This window comes from Allohoeflea poritis, from assembly GCF_027889715.1.
GTDB lineage: Bacteria > Pseudomonadota > Alphaproteobacteria > Rhizobiales > Rhizobiaceae > Hoeflea_A > Hoeflea_A poritis.
Map to the genome: position 1 here is coordinate 62577 of NZ_JAPJZH010000021.1, position 20687 is coordinate 83263.

General features: G+C 60.7%; 17 protein-coding genes. 9 read left to right on the plus strand and 8 right to left on the minus strand.

The features are described from left to right. The first annotated feature begins 7 nt into the window (after window positions 1-7). From fabI to OOZ53_RS23440, 3 genes are read left to right on the plus strand one after another with little or no spacing between them, the layout of a single operon-like run. Window positions 8-784, plus strand: a complete 777-nt coding sequence (gene fabI, locus OOZ53_RS23430; protein ID WP_271092189.1) for an enoyl-ACP reductase FabI — start codon at window positions 8-10, stop codon at window positions 782-784. 14 nt (window positions 785-798) lie between these two features. Then, window positions 799-2193, plus strand: a complete 1395-nt coding sequence (locus OOZ53_RS23435; RefSeq protein WP_271092190.1) for a bifunctional enoyl-CoA hydratase/phosphate acetyltransferase — start codon at window positions 799-801, stop codon at window positions 2191-2193. Beyond that, window positions 2190-3368: an acetate/propionate family kinase gene (locus OOZ53_RS23440; RefSeq protein WP_271092191.1), complete on the plus strand. Its 1179-nt coding sequence runs from the start codon at window positions 2190-2192 to the stop codon at window positions 3366-3368. The genes OOZ53_RS23435 and OOZ53_RS23440 overlap by 4 nt, the downstream gene beginning before the upstream one ends. Here the strand turns inward: OOZ53_RS23440 and OOZ53_RS23445 are convergent. From OOZ53_RS23445 to OOZ53_RS23475, 7 genes are read right to left on the minus strand one after another with little or no spacing between them, the layout of a single operon-like run. Then, the gene (locus OOZ53_RS23445) at window positions 3313-4272 is read right to left on the minus strand and encodes an RDD family protein (protein WP_271092192.1); all 960 of its coding nucleotides are present in this window, start codon (window positions 4270-4272) and stop codon (window positions 3313-3315) included. The two genes, OOZ53_RS23440 and OOZ53_RS23445, sit on opposite strands and share 56 nt — an antisense overlap. Further along, on the minus strand, window positions 4269-5300 hold the full coding sequence (locus OOZ53_RS23450) for a stage II sporulation protein M (protein ID WP_271092193.1): 1032 nt from the start codon (window positions 5298-5300) through the stop codon (window positions 4269-4271). Before OOZ53_RS23450 ends, OOZ53_RS23445 begins: the two co-directional genes overlap by 4 nt. Next, window positions 5297-6610: a DUF58 domain-containing protein gene (locus OOZ53_RS23455; RefSeq protein WP_271092194.1), complete on the minus strand. Its 1314-nt coding sequence runs from the start codon at window positions 6608-6610 to the stop codon at window positions 5297-5299. The genes OOZ53_RS23450 and OOZ53_RS23455 overlap by 4 nt, the downstream gene beginning before the upstream one ends. Window positions 6611-6615: 5 nt before the next feature. Further along, window positions 6616-7584, minus strand: coding sequence for an AAA family ATPase (locus OOZ53_RS23460; protein WP_271092195.1), 969 nt, complete (start codon window positions 7582-7584; stop codon window positions 6616-6618). Further along, the gene (locus OOZ53_RS23465; RefSeq protein WP_271092196.1) at window positions 7553-8878 is read right to left on the minus strand and encodes a hypothetical protein; all 1326 of its coding nucleotides are present in this window, start codon (window positions 8876-8878) and stop codon (window positions 7553-7555) included. Before OOZ53_RS23465 ends, OOZ53_RS23460 begins: the two co-directional genes overlap by 32 nt. After that, a complete protein-coding gene (locus OOZ53_RS23470; protein WP_271092197.1) occupies window positions 8871-9659 on the minus strand; it encodes a hypothetical protein in 789 nt (262 codons plus the stop codon). Before OOZ53_RS23470 ends, OOZ53_RS23465 begins: the two co-directional genes overlap by 8 nt. Further along, complete coding sequence (locus OOZ53_RS23475) at window positions 9646-10107, minus strand: DUF805 domain-containing protein (RefSeq protein WP_271092198.1); 462 nt, start codon at window positions 10105-10107, stop codon at window positions 9646-9648. Before OOZ53_RS23475 ends, OOZ53_RS23470 begins: the two co-directional genes overlap by 14 nt. A 533-nt stretch (window positions 10108-10640) precedes the next feature. Between OOZ53_RS23475 and OOZ53_RS23480 the strand changes: the two genes are divergently transcribed. From OOZ53_RS23480 to OOZ53_RS23505, 6 genes are all read left to right on the plus strand, one after another. Beyond that, on the plus strand, window positions 10641-12110 hold the full coding sequence (locus OOZ53_RS23480; RefSeq protein WP_271092200.1) for a GumC family protein: 1470 nt from the start codon (window positions 10641-10643) through the stop codon (window positions 12108-12110). A gap of 74 nt (window positions 12111-12184) precedes the next feature. Further along, a complete protein-coding gene (locus OOZ53_RS23485) occupies window positions 12185-12952 on the plus strand; it encodes a WecB/TagA/CpsF family glycosyltransferase (RefSeq protein ID WP_271092201.1) in 768 nt (255 codons plus the stop codon). 70 nt (window positions 12953-13022) lie between these two features. After that, window positions 13023-14528, plus strand: coding sequence for a hypothetical protein (locus OOZ53_RS23490; RefSeq protein WP_271092202.1), 1506 nt, complete (start codon window positions 13023-13025; stop codon window positions 14526-14528). Continuing rightward, window positions 14528-15889 (plus strand): lipopolysaccharide biosynthesis protein, encoded by a 1362-nt coding sequence (locus OOZ53_RS23495; protein WP_271092203.1) that lies wholly within the window; start codon window positions 14528-14530, stop codon window positions 15887-15889. Before OOZ53_RS23490 ends, OOZ53_RS23495 begins: the two co-directional genes overlap by 1 nt. A 114-nt stretch (window positions 15890-16003) precedes the next feature. After that, window positions 16004-16897 (plus strand): ATP-grasp fold amidoligase family protein, encoded by an 894-nt coding sequence (locus OOZ53_RS23500; protein ID WP_271092204.1) that lies wholly within the window; start codon window positions 16004-16006, stop codon window positions 16895-16897. Between the two features lie 121 nt (window positions 16898-17018). Beyond that, the gene (locus OOZ53_RS23505) at window positions 17019-18545 is read left to right on the plus strand and encodes a sugar transferase (protein ID WP_271092205.1); all 1527 of its coding nucleotides are present in this window, start codon (window positions 17019-17021) and stop codon (window positions 18543-18545) included. A 99-nt stretch (window positions 18546-18644) separates the two neighbouring features. Here the strand turns inward: OOZ53_RS23505 and OOZ53_RS23510 are convergent, their stop codons facing one another. Next, entirely contained in the window at window positions 18645-20048 is a 1404-nt protein-coding gene (locus OOZ53_RS23510; RefSeq protein WP_425499228.1) for an RtcB family protein, read from the minus strand. Window positions 20049-20687: the final 639 nt, after the last annotated feature.

The following is a 20687-nucleotide window of genomic DNA, read 5'->3' on the forward strand; positions in this document are numbered from 1 at the left end:
TTCAACCATGACACCGCTCGCCGGACTGATCGAAGGAAAGCGCGGCCTGGTCGTCGGCATCGCCAATGAAGATTCCATCGCTTCCGGCTGCGCCCGCGCCTTCAGCGCCGGCGGAGGCCGTCTTGCGGTCACCTATCTGAACGACAAGGCCAGGCCCCACGTTGCACCCGTGGCCGAAGCGGTCGGCGCCGAAATGCTCATGCCGCTCGATGTCCGCGACGATGCGCAGATGGACGCGCTGTTCGAGCGGATCGAAAGCGAATGGGGCGGGCTTGATTTCGTGCTCCATTCCATCGCCTATTGCCCGCTCGAGGATCTGCACGGATCGGTATCCAACTGTTCGCGCGAGGGCTTCGCCGAAGCCATGGACATCTCCTGCCACTCCTTCATCCGCATGGCCAGGCGTTCCGTCCCGCTCATGAAGGATGGCGGCTGCCTGCTGACCGTCAGCTACTACGGCGCCGAGAAGGTGGTCGATCACTATAACATCATGGGGCCGGTCAAGGCGGCGCTGGAATCGACAGTGCGATACCTCGCGGCCGAACTGGGCTCGCGCGACATCAGGGTCAATGCCCTCTCGCCCGGCCCGCTGCAGACACGCGCCGCCTCCGGAATTGCCTTTTTCGACAAGCTGATCGACGATGCGCGCGATCGTGCGCCGGCCCGCCGGCTTGTCACGATCGACGATGTCGGCAATATGGCGGTCGGTCTCGTCAGCGATGCAGCACGCAACGTGACGGGCAACATATCTTACGTCGATGCCGGCTATCACGTGATTGCCTGACCGGGGTTTGCCAGATGCAATATATCGAAAACCGCACATTCGATGAGATCAAGGTCGGCGACAGCGCCGAACTCACCCGTGTGCTGCGGGCCGAGGACATCGAGCTTTTCGCGGTGATGTCCGGCGACGTCAACCCGGCCCATGTGGACGAGGAATTCGCCAAGTCCGACCGTTTCCATCAGGTCATTGCCCATGGCATGTGGGGCGGCTCGCTGATTTCCGCGGTGCTCGGAACGGAATTGCCGGGGCCGGGAACGATCTATCTCAACCAGTCTCTGCATTTCAGCCGGCCCGTCGGCCTTGGCGACACGGTCACCGTGCGGGTGACGGTCAAGGAGAAGAACGAGGAGAAGAAACGTCTGAAGATCGACTGTCTTTGCCTCAATCAGGACGGCGAGCCGGTGATCACGGGCGAGGCGGATGTCATTGCGCCGACGGAAAAGGTGCGCCGGCCACGGGTGGTTCTGCCGGAGGTCCACCTGCACGAGCGCGGCGCCCGCTATCAGGAACTGGTGAACAGCGCCCATGATCTCGATCCCATCCGCGTTGCCGTGGTCCATCCGTGTGACGAGAAATCGCTGACGGGTGCGCTGGAGGCGAAGAACCAGGGCATGATCGAGCCGATCCTCATCGGCCCGCGCGAGAAGATCGAGGCAACGGCCGCACAGATCCAGCGCAGCCTGGACGGAATCGAACTCATTGCCGTTCCGCACAGCCATGCGGCTGCGGCGCGCGCGGTGGAAGTGGTCCGCGGCGGCAAGGCCGACGCCATCATGAAGGGCAAGCTGCACACGGATGAACTGATCGAACCGGTGCTCGACAGCGAGACGGGTTTGCGGACCGAACGGCGTCTCAGCCATATCTTCGTGCTCGACGTACCGCATTATCCCAAGCCCCTGTTCATCACCGACGCGGCGATCAACATCTATCCGGACATCGAAGACAAGCGCGACATCATCCAGAATGCGGTCGACCTTGCCGCCGCCCTCGGTGTCGAGTTGCCGAAGGTCGCCATCCTCTCCGCGGTCGAGACCGTGCATCCGAAGATATCCTCGACGGTGGATGCGGCGGCGCTGTGCAAGATGGCCGATCGCGGCCAGATCACCGGGGCGCTGCTCGACGGGCCGCTGGCTTTCGACAATGCGATATCGGCGAATGCGGCCGAAACGAAGGGGATCGTTTCCGGCGTCGCCGGCTATGCCGACATCCTGGTTGCGCCCGACCTTGAAGCCGGCAATATGATCGCCAAGCAGCTGATCTATCTTGCCGGAGCCGAGTCGGCAGGTATTGTGCTTGGTGCGCGCGTGCCGATCATCCTGACCAGCAGGGCCGACGGGACACTGTCACGGGTGGCCTCCTGCACGCTCGCGCAGCTTTACGTGCACAACAAAAGACGCATGAACCTATGACCGACCTGATCCTGGTTCTGAATGCCGGCTCCTCCAGCATCAAATTCGCGCTTCATCCCGCAGCAGGTTCGGGAAGAAAGCCGGCTCTGACAGGTGAAATCGGCGGCATCGGCACAGCGCCGCAATTCAAGGCCCGCAATGCCGGCGGCGAATCGCTGGATACCGAAGTTCTCGCGGGAGCCGACGCGACCGCCGATCACGCAGCGCTCGTCGCGCGTCTCCTCGACTGGCTGCTGGCCGGCGAATGGGGCGGCAGGATTAGCGCCGCCGGCCACCGGGTTGTGCATGGCGGCCGCCAGTTCGACGGGCCGGTGCTGATCGATGCAAAGGTCATGCAGGCCCTCGAGCAACTGGTGCCGCTTGCGCCGCTGCACCAGCCGCACAGCCTTGCGGCCATCCGCGCGATCGCCGAACGCCTACCGGAGCTTCCGCAGGTCGCCTGTTTCGATACCGCCTTTCACCGCACGCAGCCGCGTCTTGCCCAGCTTTTCGCTCTGCCGCGCCATCTCAGCGACGAGGGGATCATCCGCTACGGTTTCCACGGTCTGTCCTACCACTACATCGCCGGCGTGCTTCCCGATCATCTCGGCAAACGGGCCGATGGCCGGATTATCGTCGCCCATCTCGGCAACGGCGCCAGCATGTGCGCGATGAAGGAACGGCGAAGCATCGCCACCAGCATGGGCTTTACTGCGCTCGATGGTCTGATGATGGGTCGACGCAGCGGCTCCATCGATCCGGGTGTATTGATCCACCTTCAGGAAAACAAGGGGCTGGATGTCGCAGCCGTGGGACGCCTGCTCTACAGCGAATCGGGTCTCTACGGCGTCTCCGGCATCAGCAACGACATGCGCGACCTGGAGGCAAGCGCCGATCCGCATGCAAGGGAGGCGATCGATCTTTTCTGCTACCGCGCGGCGCTTGAGCTGAGCTCGCTCGCTGCCGCGCTGGAGGGACTCGATGCCATCGTGTTCACCGCCGGGATCGGAGAGCACTCCGAAATGGTGCGCCGGCTGGTCTGCGCGCGCCTTTCCTGGCTCGGCGTCGCTCTGGATCAGACAGCCAATGAAGCGCACGCAAACAGGATCAGCACGACGGATTCAGCCGTCGATGTCCTCGTCATTCCGACCGACGAGGAGGCCGTGATCGCCGAGGCCGCGCGGCATCTGATTTAGCCGGTTTCGCCGCTTCCGGTTGAGACCTCTTGCCTTCATCGGCATGGAACTTGTCCTGCCGGCTGTCGCCGAAAAGGTGCCGGTTTTCCAGAAAGCCGCGTTGCTGCTTGTAGAACTCCAGAAGGAATTTCCATTCGTCGATCTGCGGCACCGGGTCGGTGTATCCGATCTTTCTGATGATCGTCTTGGTGACCTTGCGCACGCGGTCATAGCCGTCCTGCGACTTCGGCGGCTCGCGCAGGATCGCCTCGAGCACCTGAAGTTCGTATTGTCCATACACCTCCAGATGCTCCGGATTGAAGACGAATTGCCGTTCGGTGGATTTCGCGGAATCGGAAAGGTCACGCATCAGCACCGCCTTCGGCATGTCCACGACCAGCGTATCGGCGATCATGTCGCCGAGACGCTGTCGTTTCCTGTTGAAGAACGGAACCAGCAGGACGAGGACCATCCAGACGGCAATGACGAGGCCCGCCCAGGTGTTCAGGTCCTGCGCGGCGAACAGGGTGGTGATGGGCATGAAGACCTCCACCTCCTTCATCAGGTTCCGCGCGACGACCTGATGCGGGGTAAGACGCCGTCCATTGGCGCTGATGACGCGGATCGTGTTGATCCGTTTTCCGAGGGTTCGCCCGTTCCAGACAAGTTCCGCCACGATGTAGTAGGGTATACGGATAAAGAAGGTCAGCAGCAGGAACAGCGCCGTCAGCGGCGCGCCGCCCATAAGGCCGCTCCAGTACACAAGGATGATGAACAGGGTGACGCTTCCATAGGTGATCAGTATATCCAGAATCTGGGCGCCCAGCCGCGATCCGCGCGAGGCCAGGTTGAACGTGATCGGCACACCTTCCGGCGGAATGAAATTATCGATCCGGCCGCCCGGGGCCACCTGTATGCCGGTCATGACGCTTTCCCGCCCCTGCCGGCGAGCGTCAACCAGCTGAGCCAAATCAGTCCCAGCCCCCAGCCGATGATCAGGCGCCATTCGGTCGGGTGGATGAGCTGGCGCAGGAAGCCCTCGACCAGCCCCGCGACAATCAGCATGACACCCGCAAGGATCAGCAGCTTGACCGCGTCCCTGCCGCTGTCGCGCAGCGAGGCACGGCGGCTCTTGCGGCCCGGCAGAAGCACGGCGAGACCCAGACGGGCACCACCCGCACAGGCAATGCATATCGCCGCAAGCTCCGTCACGCCGTGGATCGACAGCCAGCCGAAGAGATCCCATCCAAGACCGGCATTGATGAAGATCGCGGCGAAGGGCCCGAGCAGCAGGCCGTTGTAGAATGTCAGAATGAAGCTGGGCAGCGCCGCGAACACGCCCAGAGCAAAGATCAGGATCGCGACCTGGGTATTGTGCGAAAAGAGGTATGACGCGAAAACGCCCAGCACCTCGCCCGAGCGATTGCTGGTGTCGTAGAGCGTTTGCCGCAGATAGGCGGGCGTCGCCTCGGGTGTGCGGCCGTCCGCGAGCTCGGCCGGAACGAAGGTGAAGAACCAGGCCGGATCACGCTGGAAGAGCGTGTAGCCGATCAGCGCGCCGAGCGCCATGGCCAGGAAGCCGATCAGCAGCGCCACGCCTGAGCGCCGCACGGCCTGCGGAATGCCTTGTGCGAACAGGCGCCAGACCGCGTCGCCGATGCTCTCCTGAGGGGCGTAAACGACAAGATAGGCGCGGGCGCACAGCCGGTCGAGATAGGTCAGCAGCGCCTTGTCCATCGAGATTGCCCGCGCGGCGCTGAGCGAATTCACCGCCTGCCGGTAGAGACCGCTCAATTCGAGCGTCTCCTGATAGGACAAGCCGCGTACGCCCGATTTCTCCGCCGTCGCGATCAGCGTTTCCAGCCGTCGCCAGCCGGCTTCGCGCTCCTTGCGGAACCGCGCAGATCGCAGTGTCTCGAAATCCGTCTCCCGGCCCTGCGGCGACGCGCTCATATCAGCTCCTGCGCCTTGATATCCATGTAACGGGAAATCAGAGACGGCGTCAGCGCCCCCGGTTCTGCATCCATGCACAATATGCCCAGGCGCCGCAATCGGTCGAAGACCTGCTGACGCTCCCGCAATATCTGCCGGGCCGAAACGGACCGGGAGATCGTGTCCAGGGATATGTCTTGCGGACGGGCCAGATCCTGCAGCGCTGGATCGCGGATGGCGACGTAAAGAACAAGATGTTTGCGTGTCATCACCGCAAGGTTTTCGACAAGCAGCTCAGCCGTCACGCTGTCCACGAAATCGGAAAAGATCACCACCAGCGAGCGACGCGCCAGCCTGGCGTTCAGGGTCGACAGGCCGAGCGTATGGTTGGTTTCGGCCGTGTCATGGCGCAGCGCCGTGCTGACACCCTGAATGCGGGAAAATGCCATGCGCCCCGGCCGCGGTGGGATGAACTGATGCGGACGGCTGTTGAAACTGTAGAAACCGACAAGATCGCCGCCGAGCCCGCCCGCCCAGGCCAGGGCCAGCGCGGCATTGATCGACAAGTCGAGTTTGGAAAGCCCGTCGAGCCGTTCGCCCATCAGATGGCCGGTATCGAGGCATGGTATGATCTGATGGTTTCTCTCGGCGCGGGTTTCACGTGCCGTCAGACGCAGCATCCGGGCCGAGCGTTTCCAGTCGATCGTCCTCGGGTCCATGCCCGCCACGAAATCGCGCAGCTGATGGAATTCGGAACCGTCTCCGCGCAGTTGCATGTCCTTTGCGCCGTCGAGCAGCGGCAGCATCTGTGTCTGGATCGTGCCGTTGAGGATCGGGGCGATATTCGGCATCACCGATATTGCAAGGTCCACGGGCCAGCGGGCGATGATTTCGAACAACTGCAGGCGTGACGGGTATCTGATGGCCAGCTCCGACAGCTTCTTGTCGCCCCGCTCTCCGAGGACCAGGGCGCCTTCGAGACGAATCTCCCGGCTGCCCGCGTCCATGCGGATCGGGGCGTCCCAGCCGGCCTCAAGGCCGTCATCCATGTCCAGCCGGATGTCGAACAGCTCGGGAAGGCGGCCGCGCCGTGCGGACAGATCGATATTGAGCGGCACCTTCATTCCGCAAAATCCGCCTCTGGGCAGATCGATTACGGCCGAGATGTTGCGGCGCGACGGGCTGAGGGCCAAGTCAGCCGCGCATAAAAGCGCAAATCCGCCCCAAAATGCGGCGACCGTTGCCGTCACATCATGCATCAGCATGATGAGCAGGACGGTGAGCCCCGTAAGGACGATTACGATCGTTATGAAAATGCGCGATGGACGCATGCTGTCTAGCCCGGATGTGCCCTGGGTGCCTCAAGGCGGTTGACGATGGTGTTCAGCACGTCATCGGGTGTGCGGCTTTCGATCTCGGCGGTCGGACCCAGCACGATGCGGTGGCGGAAGGCGGGCACGACAAGCGTCTGCACGTCGTCCGGAATGGCGTAGTCGCGCCCGTCCAGCGCCGCATAGGCGCGCACGGCGGTGGCAAGAGCGTCGGCGGCCCGGGTCGACACGCCGTGCAGGATTTCACCGTCGTCGCGCGTCGCGCGGGCAAGGTCCACAATATAGTCGACGATGGTGCGGTCCAGGCGGATGCTGTCGACAAGCCGGTGGCCGGCGTGGAGATCCTCGCGGGTCATGACCTGGCTGATCGACAGACCTCCATTATCGGCCTCGACGGGCCGGCCGGCATTTTGCGACAGGATGCTGATTTCCGTTTCGCGATCGGGAAAATCCACCAGAAGCTTGAACAGGAACCGGTCAAGCTGCGCCTCGGGAAGCGGATAGGTGCCGTGCTGCTCGATCGGGTTCTGCGTGGCGACGACAAAGAACTCGCCGCCGAGCGGATAGTTGGTCCCGTCGATTGTGACCTCGCGTTCGTTCATCGCCTGCAGCAGCGCCGATTGCGTCTTGGGCGGCGCGCGGTTGATCTCATCCGCCAGCAGAATGTCGGTGAATACCGGACCTTTCGTGAGCCGGAACTCATTGGTCTGAAAATTGAACAGATTGACGCCCAGAACGTCGCCGGGCATGAGATCGGGCGTGAACTGGATACGTCCGAAATCCAGGCTGGTGGCGCGGGTAAGGCAGCGCGCAAGCAGCGTCTTGGCCGTGCCCGGTGGGCCTTCCAGCAGGCAATGGCCGCGGGCGAACAGGGAGACCAGCAGCAGATCGATCAGCCGGTCCTGCCCTTGCACGACCGATCCGATTTCCGAGCGAACGCTATCAGCGAGTTTTTGGAATTCCGAGAGATCCATTGAGACGGGTTACCTTTTCGAGCAGTTGTTTGTAGCGATCCAGTCCCTTTGACAATTCCGCGTGGGACATCTCGCCCGCGCCATGGATGAGCATCTCCGACGTATCCTGAAAAGCCGCTGCCAATGTGGCATCCTTGCGCGACAGATGCGCGAAGAACCGTTCCAGTCCGGCCTTGCCGAGATCGGGTCCAAGGGTTTGCGTTGTCAAATCAGACAGCTGATGACGAACGAAATCCGACACCATCTCGCCATCGCTTTCCGACAGGCGCAGCAGCCTGGCCTTGGTCGCGATGGCGACGGTTTTTGCCTGGTTGACGGATGGATCGTCTTCGCGTTCCGGCGGACCGAAACGCACCGCGCCTCTCCAGAACAGGACCGCCAGGACAAGCAGCATGACAGCCCAGAGGATCGAAAGCGGATATTCGAAGAAGCGCGCCAGATCGGACCCGGAGCGTTCATAGTCCCTTCGCTGCTCCTCCACGGCCTCGTAACGCGTCAGCAATTGCGGGCTTGAATCGATGTAGAGCGGTTTTGAATCATCGGACGCCAGCAGTGGCAGATATGCTGCCGCAAAGGCCGCGTTTTCGGCGAGCGACAGACCATGATTGTTGAAGAGGTCCGGATCGGCGACGAAATAGGTAACATGATCATGTTCGGCGAACCGACAGGCGATGACGATGAGATCGCCGTCCAGCACGAGATGTGGCCGGCAATTGTCTGGCAGGCTGTCCGGCGCGAAGCTCTGGGCCTGAAACAGCGCGACCGCGTGTTCGCCACGCGGCCCTGCCGCGGCCGACAGGAATTCGGCGCCGCGCCGCTGCAATCGCAGACCGTCCAGGTCCATCTGCGCGAACAGAAGCGGGTAACTTCCAACCGGGATCAGTGTCCGTTCATGGGCGATGCCGGTCTCGATGAAACCGGTCGTCCATTTCGGCAGCAGCACCACGGATGGAATTTCGTCGATCTTGGACAGAAAGTTCTCGCGTTCGATATCGCTTTGCGTCTGCTGCTCGAGGAGATCCGATAGGTTTCGTGGCGTTCCGGCGTTTCCCGTCAGGTCCACGTCGTAAAGGGGCAGGACGCGCAGCCCCAGATCTTCGGCATTCGGAGACAGGCGCGGATTCGATTTCTTGAACGCGACACCCTCATCTTCGAGCCATGCAGCCAGCCCGTTCAGACCGATAACCGAGTTGTCGAGACGGCGGCCGCGATCGTCGCCGCCAAAGAGCAGCAGCAAAATCGCGCCGACGACAAGAAGCACGATCACGACGATCAGGGGGACGCCGTTACGCATGGTGCCCCGCATGATTCCCGACCAGCAACAGACGACCCAGCTCAAGGTTGCGGGCAAAGACCTCGTCGCCCACCGGTCGCCCGCCATAGTGGGCCAGTTCGGCGTCCTGAAGCAGCGTTTTGAGGGCACTGCGGTATTTGAAGCTTCCGGGCAGGCGCGCGAATGCCTCGCGTTCGGTGTCGGATCGCGCGAAGCGCGTGTCGCACTCCGCCCCGGCCGACAGAAGGCAGTGCCGCAACAGGCGCGCCAGCGCCTCGCGCCGGTCCTTCATTCGGGCCAGATGGCGCAGCAGCGCCGCCCCGTCCATCTCCGTTTCATTGCCGGCCATATTCCACGTCTCGGGTGGCTTCTGGGGCTCCTTGCCCTCGTTCACGCCACGGGATAGCAGGACGCTGCTACCGCCGAATTTCAGCCACAGAAACAGCAGGACGGCAATCGTGAAAATGGTGATGGCCACGCCCCATCCGCCGTCCAGGATCACCGTGGAATCCATCCGCCAGGGCTCGCTTCTCTGGCGGACGGCCCGGTCCGGGGGCACGGATCCGGTGATTTTGTCTGCGTAGGTGGCGTCCGAAGTGATGTCGAGAGGCCGAGCGGTTCCCTGGTAGTCTTCGGAGGTTTGTGTCCGCGGCGGATCCACCGTGGAGATGGAGAACGGCTCCTCGTCCGCCTGCTGTGCACGGGCCTGCGTTGCGTGATGAACCAGCGCCAGCACACAGGCCGCCAGGCAGATCGCGCCCGCCGCAACGGATCCGAGGCGCTTGACGTCAGGCAAAGACATCAGCGGTATGCCGCTGGACCAGAGGATCGGGACCGAATTTGTTGTCGCCATCGGTGCCCTTGATCAGGCCTATCACAAAGGGAGCGAGGGTTCCTATGATGCCGACAAAGGGTATGGCGCTACCGATGATGCAGGCCAGAATCCACCACCCGGAAAGATTGACGTCGTGGAAACGACGCACCGCAACCGAAATGCCCGGCAAGATAGTGGCAAGCACAATAAGGCCACCGGCTGCCCCATACACAATAATGATTGTCGAGATCATCGAGTTCATATCCTCAGCCGTAAGTCTATCGATGTCGATAAGGATCAGCCCCAGAATGCCCAGTACAATCGGAACGAGATACATGAAAAGCATGAAGTACCAGAACTCGGATCGGCAAGCGCGTCCCGAGAACACGGCGTATTTCTCTCTGAGACAGGTCCGTACCGCTTCCTTGAAGCCCATGGGGTTCTCCCCTGCTTTGTCGATGGTCCAACGTGTTAAGTGATCCGCTTGGTGTTGGCAATGTGACGCACACCCAAAGTTGTAGAGGCCGGAACTTATTGGAGAATGTCCCTGATGCGTTGTTCACGACGGGTGGGCCGATACGCGTATTGTTTGCGTGGCTTGCGAATCGCGGCCGAGCGTCATCTGTATGCAAGGCTCGGAGAGGAAGCGCGCGCCTCGCGGGCGCGGAAAAGAAGCCAGCTAAATAAGCGGAGAATTGTGCCGATCAAGGCGTGCCGAGATTATAGTTAAAATTTTACTAAAATATAAATAAAGTATAAAATAAATAAACGATGAAATAAATAACAAAAAGACAAGTAAATATTGAAAAAACATGAGATTAACGTTAACGGTATGGGAAGTACGGCTGAGATGTAAGTATCCAGCGCATTCTTGCCGTTGAACGACCGCGAATCGCCCGGACCACCCGGTCCGCGTTACGGGCGGTGGTTTTCGCGTGTCCGCCATGCTGGTTGTAAGGGAGGCGTCCCGTGTCGCGTAACGAATCCAGCCCGCAGGATCGATCCGGGCAGAACGCAGCTGCGGATCCGATCCTGAATGACAGTATCAACAGCCTGCGCAATATCGCGTCCGCCATGCGCAGGAAGCGCAAGCTGGCGTTTTCGATCTTTTTCGCAGTGCTGATCATCGCTGTCGGCTACCTCATCGTTGTTCCGCCGAAATACAAGGCGACCGCCGTTATACTGGTCGATCCGAGGCAGCAGAGGGTCGTTCAGTCGGAGGAAGTGCTGGCCGGTATCGGGTCCGATTCCGCCGCCGTTGAAAGCCAGGTGGAGTTGCTGAAATCCGCGGCGGTTGCGCCTGAGATGCTCACCAGTTTCAGCATCTTCGAAGATCCCGAATTCAACCGGACGCCGATATTGAAAACGGTGTCGGCCGCGCTCGGCCTGGATGTGCATGCGTCGGTGCCGGTCACGGTCCTCGACCAGACGCTGGAACGCAACAAGGCCATCGCCGCATTCGAGAAGAAGTTGTCGGTCTATCGCAGGGGCCTGACCTATGTCCTGGAAGTCGGCTTCACATCTGTCGATCCGCGCAAGGCCGCCGCGGTCGCCAATGCCGTCGCAGAGGCCTATCTGGACGACCTTTCGGCCCGCAAGCAGGAAGCAGCGGAACAGGCGTCTGCATGGCTGATAGACCGGCTTGCGAATCTCAGGGAGCAGGTCTGGAAGTCGGAGCAGGCGGTCGCCGAGTTCAAGGCGAAGTACGACATCGTCGATCTGGGAGCCAGCAACTCCGGCGAGACGCTGCGCAAATTGCAGATCGACAAGCTGAATGAGCAGCTCAGCGCGGCGCGGACCGAGACGGCCCTGCAGAAGGCGCGCTATGAGCAGGCGCTGAAGGCGTCTGAGGACTTTTCGGCGACCGCCCAGATTCCCGACGTGCTCGATTCGCAGGTCATCGGAAATCTTCGCATCATCCACTCGGACCTCAAGCGCGAGGAAGTCCGCAATTCCGACATCTACGGATCGAAACACCCGTCGCTGAAAAACATAAGGACAGAGATCGAGACGATCCGGCAGCTCACGGACGCCGAAATCAAGCGCATCCTGGCAAGCATCGAAAAGAGATATGAGGTCGCCCAACAGACACAGGAAGCGCTGGAAGCGGAGCTTCGCGTCCAGATGGAGCAATCCGCCGAGATTAACCAGTTGACGGTCATCCTGCGCGAGCTCGAGAGAAACGCTGCCGCCGATCGCAACGTGCTTGAGCAGTTCCTGAACCGCCTGAAGGAGACAACGGAGCAAGTCAGCCTGAAGAAGCCCGATGCGCGAATTGTCAGCCCAGCCCGTATCCCGACGAAGCCGAGCAGCACCGGCGGTCTGGTGATCATGGCGGGCGCAACATTTCTCGGAATGCTGCTGGCCGCAGGCGGCGCGCTGGTGGTCGATCAGGCAGAGCGTGGTTCCGCGCAAAGGCGCCGCAGGGAAGATGTCTAGATGCCGTCCGCGAACCCGCAAGGGCAGCCGTTTCCTCAGTCCTTCAGCGGCGGCCCGCCCGGTGGAATCCGGCCATGAGCAGTGATACCGGTCGCCAGAACGTCACGATTGGTGGGCTTCCCATTGCGCTTTCGACACGAACGGAGGCAGCCGCCGCGCTTGTCGGCGAGGCCCTCAGGAGGAGGGGGCCGGATGAACGGCCCTTCCTTTCCACGTCGGCAAACGCCAATGTGCTGTCGCAATGCGCCCGGGATCCCGGGATCCGCGATACCTATCTCGCATTCGACGCCATTCACGCGGACGGCATGTCGGTGGTGTTTGCCTCGCGCTTCGTCGCATCCAGGGCGTTGCCCGAAAGGGTGGCGACGACGGACCTTTTTCACGATGTCGCCCGAGAGGCGCAGTCGAAGGGCGCGACCTTCTTTCTGCTGGGCGCCAGGAATGAGGTGCTGAAAAGCGCTCATTTGAATGTGGGCCGGCTTTACCCGGACCTGAAAATCGTCGGAACCCACGACGGCTACTTCTCCTTGGAGGATGAAGACCGGATCGTCGAGCGGATCAACCGCGCCCGGCCGGATATTCTCTGGGTCGGGATCGGCGTGCCTGCTGCGCAGCAGTTTTGCCTGCGCAACCTTGGCCGCCTTGCCGGCGTCGGCGCGATAAAGACCTGTGGCGGACTGTTCGACTTCCTGTCGGGGCGGCGCAACAGGGCTCCCCAATGGATGCAGTCAGCCGGTCTTGAATGGCTCTATCGATTGGCACAGGAGCCGCGCCGGCTGGCACGGCGCAACCTGGTGACGAATATGCATGCCATCTATCTGTTCGTCTCACGAACGCGCTGAACCGGGTGATCGTTCATGAAGCACACAAAAATAAATTTGCCGGCTAAGGAAAAACTTTCCGGGGCTGCCCATGTCTGACGCCGTCTTCAGCGATGGAAGGCTCGACGATCGGGCTTGGCTGTCATGGGGCTCGCTGGGGATCGCAGCCCTTGCACTGGTTTCGGTGATAACGGCGCATCTTGTGTCACCGCTTTTCGGAACCGTGGCGGCCGTCCTGTTTGGTCTGGCGATCGGCATGGCAATGGCGCCTTTCGCGCCCTTTGCGGTCCTCGCGCTCTTTCTTTTTCAGAATCTGCTGATCGCCATCGTGTCGCCGCAGCTCGAACACGGATTTGCATTGACGGCAATGCGTTCCTCGAACTTTGTCATGACGGTGTCGGCCTTCAGCGTATTTTGTGCGTCCTACATGTCGGCACCAGGCAGATATGGCGGCATCGATGCCGTGATGAAGCATACGGCGTTCATATTGCTGCTCGTACTTATCTATTTTCTCTTCGGATACGCGCGGTTCGGCGATACCGCCATCATATATCTGCGAAACATCACGACGCCGCTGTTCGTGTTGGTGGTCGCGCTCGTTGCCTCCCGTGCCTATGATTTGCGGTACACGCAGGCATTCGCGCTCCTGACGGCGGTCCTGCTGCTCTTCGGCTATCTGGAGTTCGCCTTCGGGCGTGCCTTCTGGGAAGCGGTCAATGGCGACCATTATGCGCGCCTTTCCTCAACGAGCCTGCGCCTCTATCCATTGGGGCCGTGGGTGGAGGCCATGCAGCACACGGGCTATGTGACCCGCGACCCGTTTGAATCGGCGCGTGTCTATCTGTTCAACTTCGCTTTCTTCGAGGAACTTGGAAAGATGTTCCGGCGTCCGGAGGGGCCGAATTTTCATGCGATCAGCTATGCCTATGCCATCGGTGTGCTGGTGCTTGCCCTGCTTGCAAAAGGGCGGTGGATCTATCTTCTGGCATCCCTGCCGCTGTTGTTCCTTGTCGGCTCGAAGGGCGCGACGGCCTTCCTCATTCTGTGCGCGTTTGGACTTTTCTTCGCGCGTCTGTCGCGGAGCTGGACGGTCTTTTCCGGTTTCGTCATTCTGCTGGCAGCCTATGCGGCGGTGGCGGCCGCAACCGCCATCGCGGTCCAGAATTATCACGCGCTCGGCCTGATGGCCGGTCTGGAGGCCTTCGCCCGCAATCCGCTCGGCGGCGGGCTCGGCGCGAGCGGTATCCTGTCGGTGCGATTTATCGACATCGACTGGAACACGGCCCAGCTTCTCGGGCGTACGGATGTCGTGGTCGAAAGCGCCGTCGCCGTGTTGATGCACCAGATGGGCGTGTTCGCCTTTGCGCTGATAGCATTCAATCTCTGGCTTGCAGCAAGGGCCTGGAAGATCTTCAGAGACGGCGGCGAACTTGTCGCCGCGGCCGCGTCTTTCATGCTGCTGACGATAACCGTCAACGGGATATTCCACGAGGAAGCCCTGTTTGCGCCCCTGGCGCTGGGTTCGGTCATGCTGGTGGCCGGTCTTGTGATCGGACGAAGTGCAGCCTTCAAGGCGCGACTATCGGGGAACGCGTGATGCGGTACGGCAATGTGAAAGACTATGCACTTCGCCTGGTTCTGTCACAGGACCGCCCGGCGACCGATTCCGTGCTGGTTTCGCTGGCGATCGTTCTGTCGGGCGCCGGCGTGAACCTGCTGATGTTCGTCCTGATCGCTCGGGCATTGCCGGAAGCAGCGTTTTCCGAATTCGCGGTGTGGTTCTCCGCGCTTTCCATGCTCGCCGCGATCGGTGTCGGCGGGCAGGGCGACCTTATCTTCAAGAACTGGAGCGACTATCTGCACAACGGGAAATACGGGCTGGCAAGGGGCGCCCTGTTTTTCGGCCTTACGGTGACGGTGCTTGGTGCGTCCGCGATGGCAGTCGTCGTCGCGGCGATCCAGTTCCATTCGGGCAGTCCGGCGCTGTCCGTGGTCGGCATGACTTTGTTCGCGCTCCTGTTTACCGCCATATATTTCGTCTCGCCCGCGACAAGAGCCATCTCCGGCATTGCCGCCGGTGACGGCAATATGGAAATCACCTGGCGGCTTATCACGGTTGCATTCGTCCTGATCATCTCGGCAATGGGAATGTCGCTGTCCACGGGCGGTGTCTTCATGATCATGGTCATTGGCCTGACGATCGCGCTGACCGCCAGCGCCATAGCCATTTCAAGCAGCATGCCTCTGGAAGCGCTCGCCAGCAGGCCGCGATGGGATGCTGCCGTATGGCGCAAACGTTCGCTGCGCATGTGGCTCAGCGATATCGTCGCGAATCTGAGCCTGCATGTCGATGTGCTGATTATCGGCCTTTTCGTGGATCCTCTCCTGGCGGGGGGCTATTTCGTCGCGTTGCGCGTGGCCAACATCTTCAAGAGATTCACGGCTGCTTTCGCCAATTTCGCGTCGCGTCGCATTTCTCCGCTCCACCATTCGGGTCGGTTGAGGGAATTGCGGCAGAGTCTCAGCGATCTCTCGCTTGTGGCTCTGATTGCCGTCACCGGCGGCTTTCTCGTTCTCGTGCTGACCGCTGACTGGCTGCTTGCTCTCTTCGGCGCTCCCTATCAGTCCGAATTGCTGACGCTGCTGGTTCTGGCCGTCGGCGCCGGTGTGACGACACTGGCCGGGCCGGCACCGCATCTTCTTCTCCATACGGGCCATGAGTCGCCATTCCTGATCCTTTCGTCGGCGGGGCTTGTGCTGCGTTGCGTTCTGCTTCTCGTGCTGACGCCGCTTTACGGAACGCTCGGAGCGGCGCTTGCCTCGACCGCGGCGACATTGGCTCTCGTTGTCATTCTCAACATCGCGTGCCGCCGGTTGGTTCATATCGACCCGTCGGTTGTCGCCTTGCTGGTGCGGGACAGGCAACCGCTGAAATATGCGGAGGCGCTGGATGAATAGAGTTATGCGGATGATCGCCAAAAATAGCCGGCATGCCAAACGAGTTGGAACCATCGCGACAAGTTCCGGATCGGTGGCTGACGGTCAACGGCATTGCAGCCGGGGAGTTGAGTGGTGAGCAAGTACAAGGTCTTGAGAAACAGGTGGACAAGCGGTCTGTCTTCGGTCTTGCCGGATGCGGTCTACCTCTCCATTCGCCACCGTCTGACGCTCGGACGCTGGCCGCGGCTTTCGAAGCCGACCCATTTCAACGAGCACATTCTGAACATGATGCTTTCGCGCGAAGACGGCGAACTGCGTCGAATGATGTGCGACAAGGTCGCGGTTCGCGGGCACGTTGCGCAGACCGTCGGCAGCCAGTATCTCAGCAAGATATATGCAACCTGGGACGGCACCGGTCCGCTTCCGTTTGACGAACTGCCCAGGGCCTTTGTTGCGAAGCCGAGCCACGCCAGCGGATATGTACGCATTGTCAGGGACAGGCAGACCCTCAATGAAAGGGAATTTGAAGCCACGTGTCGAAAGTGGCTGGCGGTTGATCACGAAAAGGCGTGCCGGGAATATGTCTACGAGGATGTGCCCCACCGCGTCGTTTTCGAGGAACTGCTCGAGGACCCGGCAACCGGCGAAGTTCCGAGCGATTACAAGATCTACGTCTTTTCGGGCAAGCCGCGCATCATCGAATTCGTGACCGGACGGTTCACCGACCACCAGTGCCACTTCTTTGACGCCGGCTGGAATCCTCTGTCGGTCATTGAACGCTCATATCCGCCGGCGGAAGACACATTGCTCCACAAAAGCCGTCCGCCACAGCTCGACCTGATGCTGGATGTCGCCTCGAAGCTCTCCAAGGGGATCAAATTCGTTCGCGTCGACCTCTATGCGATTGGCGATCGCATTGTATTCGGTGAGCTGACGAACTTTCCGCAGGCCGGCAATATGCAATATGAGCCTGATAGTTTTGATTCAATATTAGGAAAGTATTTCGAAGCAAAGCATGCAATTTAATTAAAATCTTAATCACTTTTATATTTTGAAAGGTAAAGTTGTAGGAATTTCATTAAGTATTTGTTAACCATGAGGCGTATCGAGTTTCCAGTGTAATCAGTTGTCGAGTCGGCGCGTGCCCATGAAAAACCGGCTGCTATTTTTCGTCGACTTCCTGTTGGTCTTTGTATCGGCCATCGGCGCCTATGCCATCCGTGAGAATTTCCAGCCATCGGAGATGTGGATTGTCGCCTTCATCCCGTACTGGGTGATCAGCACGGTCGGCATCATGGTCGGTTTCCTGGTCTTTCGCACCCATCGGAGCGTCTGGCGCTTTGCCTCGGTTCCCGAGCTGTCGTCGATCGTAAAGGCCGTGACGCTGGGCATCGCCGTGGCGGTTCTCGCAGTCTTTATTCTGACCCGGCTGGATCATGTGGCCCGTTCGGTGCCGCTGATCCATTGGGGTCTGGCGATCTCCCTGCTGGTGGCTGCACGGCTGGCAAGCCGGCGTTTTTCAGGCAGCGGTGCGAGGTCGTCACGCGATGCATCGGTCGAGCAACCGGTCTACGTTCTCGTCGTCGGCCTTAACCAGGTCTCGGAACTTTACCTGCGCTGCGTGTCGGACCTGTCCGGAGGGCAGATTGCGGTCGCCGGGCTTCTGTCCGAGAATCCGGCAGACCGGTATCGTACGATGCGCTCCTGCGAGGTGCTCGGCTCGCCCGCCGACCTGGTGGCGATCATTACCAGATGCGCCCTGCATGGGCAGCCGATCGGCAAGATTGTCGTCACCGAGCCAATCGCAAATCTGTCAGGCGAGACGCGCCAGGCACTGGCCGACTGCGGGCGAGGCGGATCGGTGGAGATCGACTATTTCGAGCGCCGCCTCGGATTTCGTCCGCGATTCACGCTCGTGGCCGGCATGGACATCAGCAATGACAATGTCGCGGAACGCCCCGCTGCATTGCCGGTTCCGGGCCAGGGCGCAATCGCCGGAGGATGGTCTGTCCGTGCATACCGGTTTTTCAAACGCGCCTTTGACATATCCGGCGCGCTGCTGGCGTTGACGGTCTTCTCTCCACTTGTCCTTGCCGTTTGTCTGCTTGTCATGATCGATCTGGGGCGGCCGCTGACATTCTGGCAGGTAAGGCCCGGCATGAACGGACGGCCCTTCAGGCTGACGAAGTTTCGCACCATGGGGCCCGCGCATGACGGGTTTGGCGACAGGATCGCCGATGCCGACCGCACAAGCCGCCTGGGAACGTTCTTGCGAAAATCGCGGCTCGACGAACTGCCCCAATTGGTCAATATCCTCAAGGGCGACATGTCGTTCGTGGGTCCGCGCCCGCTTCTGCCGGTCGATCAGCCGCGCGACATGGCGGCCCGTCTGAGCGTGCGGCCCGGTCTGACCGGCTGGGCCCAGATCAATGGCGGCAGGGACCTGTCGATCGAAAGAAAAAACGAACTGGATCTCTGGTATGTGGCCAACGCCAGCATGGCGCTTGATTTCCGGATCCTTCGCCTGACGGCCTATTTCCTCATCGCCGGCAATGTCACCAACGAGAAACCCTCGAACGGGAAGACGGATGCCGCCGGGGAAATGGCGCAGCACCGTGCAAAACCGCCGACCGGGCGGGCCATTCGGGCACGCGTTGAGGTTGCCGGGGAATAGACAAGCTCCGCAACACCCGGCGCGGCGGTGAAAATTGCCGAGCAGTTGTCGGCGACGAGCCAAGGTGCGTTGTCGATTGTTGTGGGGCGGGCGCAGGGTTTACCGGCGCCCGCCTTTACGTTTTTCCTTCGCCTTCTTCCAGAACGGTTCAATATCGCCCGCCATGATGCACCCGAAGGGATCAATATAGTCTTCGATCTCGGCAAGGCCGAATTGCTTGATCTGATGCACGACTGAATCGGCGTTCTTGTACCCTGAGGGCAATTCCGAAACATCGACTTTGCCCTCGAAGAAACGGATGTCCAGGCCCTCGGTTTCCAGCTTCAGCATTTCATCCGGCGTCAACTGGCTGTTGCGCCGCTTGTGCTCAGTCCGCGAAAAATTCCGTCCCGCCCCATGAGGGCTGAAGCCGAGCCCGTGTTTCGCATCCTTGCCGCGGACGACAAGGACCGGTTCGGACATATTGAGCGGAATCAGCGTCAATCCGGTTGCATCGGAGGCGAAATCCTCCCAGGCGGGCGTGGCCCCCTTGCCATGGTAGTAGAGGCCGTCCCGCTCGAAGACGAAATTGTGCTCATTCCAGAACCGGTCGACAAACTCCGCGCCGACCGTCTCGACCGTCGCCTGGTGAATGCCCGTATGGTTGGCCTTGGTCCATTTGCGGATGAGCTGCAAGGCCTCCCAATAGGCGACACCGTCTTCCGTATCGGCGGGGATCCACGCATTCTGCTTCAGCGTTTCCGGCGACAGCTTCTTGCGGAAACGGTTTGCGACATCCATGCCCAGCTTGTACAGACCGGCCCCCGGTCCGCGTGAGCCGTGATGGCTGACAATACAGGTGTCTCCGGTCTTCCGCGATTGACCGACGAACAGGAAGTGGTTTCCGTCGCCTTGCGTTCCCATGTGCTCGTGCATCATGCGCTGGATTTTCGGGTTGGCCAGGAAACGGTTTTCGCGGAAAGCGTCGACCAGTTTCTGGCTGACCGTGAACCGTTGGCCCTGGCGGCGTCCGCCGGGCCCGAAATGCGTTACCGACTGCGCGGCGTCGAGGACCGCCTCCGGGTCCGTCCTTCCGAGATTGGAAATCATCACCGAGCAGCAGATATCGGCCGAATGCATGCCCGGATGGATGGCGTTGCGGGTCGCGACGACGCCGCCCACCGGAATTGTTCCGAGCGGCCCGGCAGGGCAGGCATCCGGCATGATTGCGCCGGCCTCCACGGTCGGGGTGCGCATCAGTGCCGTCATGTGATCCTTGACGGTGCTGATATTCTTTTCCTCGTCTTCGGAGTCCGCTTCGATATTGACATGAAATGCATTGGAGCCGCTCGCGTTCAACGGAATGACCGGAGCCGGCTTGTAGGATTCCAGCATTGCGCGAACGTCATCCAGCGACTTGCCTTCCTGCAGGGCGGCATTCCCGTCACGAAGCGCGGCGCCGAAAGCGCGCCCCGGTTCGTGTCCCCAGGAGGTCAGCGTAGTGCTTGTCAGCTCCGGCTGCATTTTTTCGTTTTCGACAGTCACGTTCAGATCTCCGCAAATTATGGAAAGCCGGCGACGAGTTGTTGCAAGACCTTCCACCGAAGTGGGCCGGGCTCGAACCGGCATTTACCAATGTAGTCCTGCAGGCATTCGCCGGCATGCTCGCAGGGCAAGTTGGTTGCAAGATGATTGTTCCGCCACCGGATCTCTCCGGGCTGGGCTTGAACCAGCACGTCTCGGGTTCCCCCTTGACCGCCCGTCCAGCGGACGGGCTGCGTCTACCTGTAATCCTGCAGGCATCCCTGCGATATACGTGCCGACTGTCCGGCAGCTTGCCGGCAATCGGCGGTTGGCAGGCGACAAGTCGGCGTGAGACAGTATCTGCTGAGCTACGCGCAATCCGGGGATTGCCGGGGCGATTTGAACACCCGACCTTCTTTCTCAGTTGAAAGACGCTCTACCCTGTAGTCCCACAGTCATTCGCCTGTTTTTCAATTTCCTTCCTGTGTTGTGTTCTTCGATCAAATGCGCGGGCGACAAGTGGGTGCAAAACGTTCCTGCTCTTCCATCTGAGCTACGCTGCTGCCCGGCCTGAGAGATAGGTAACAAAACGTACCGGACACATAGGTAACACTTTTCGCTTTTGCGTGAGGTGTCGAT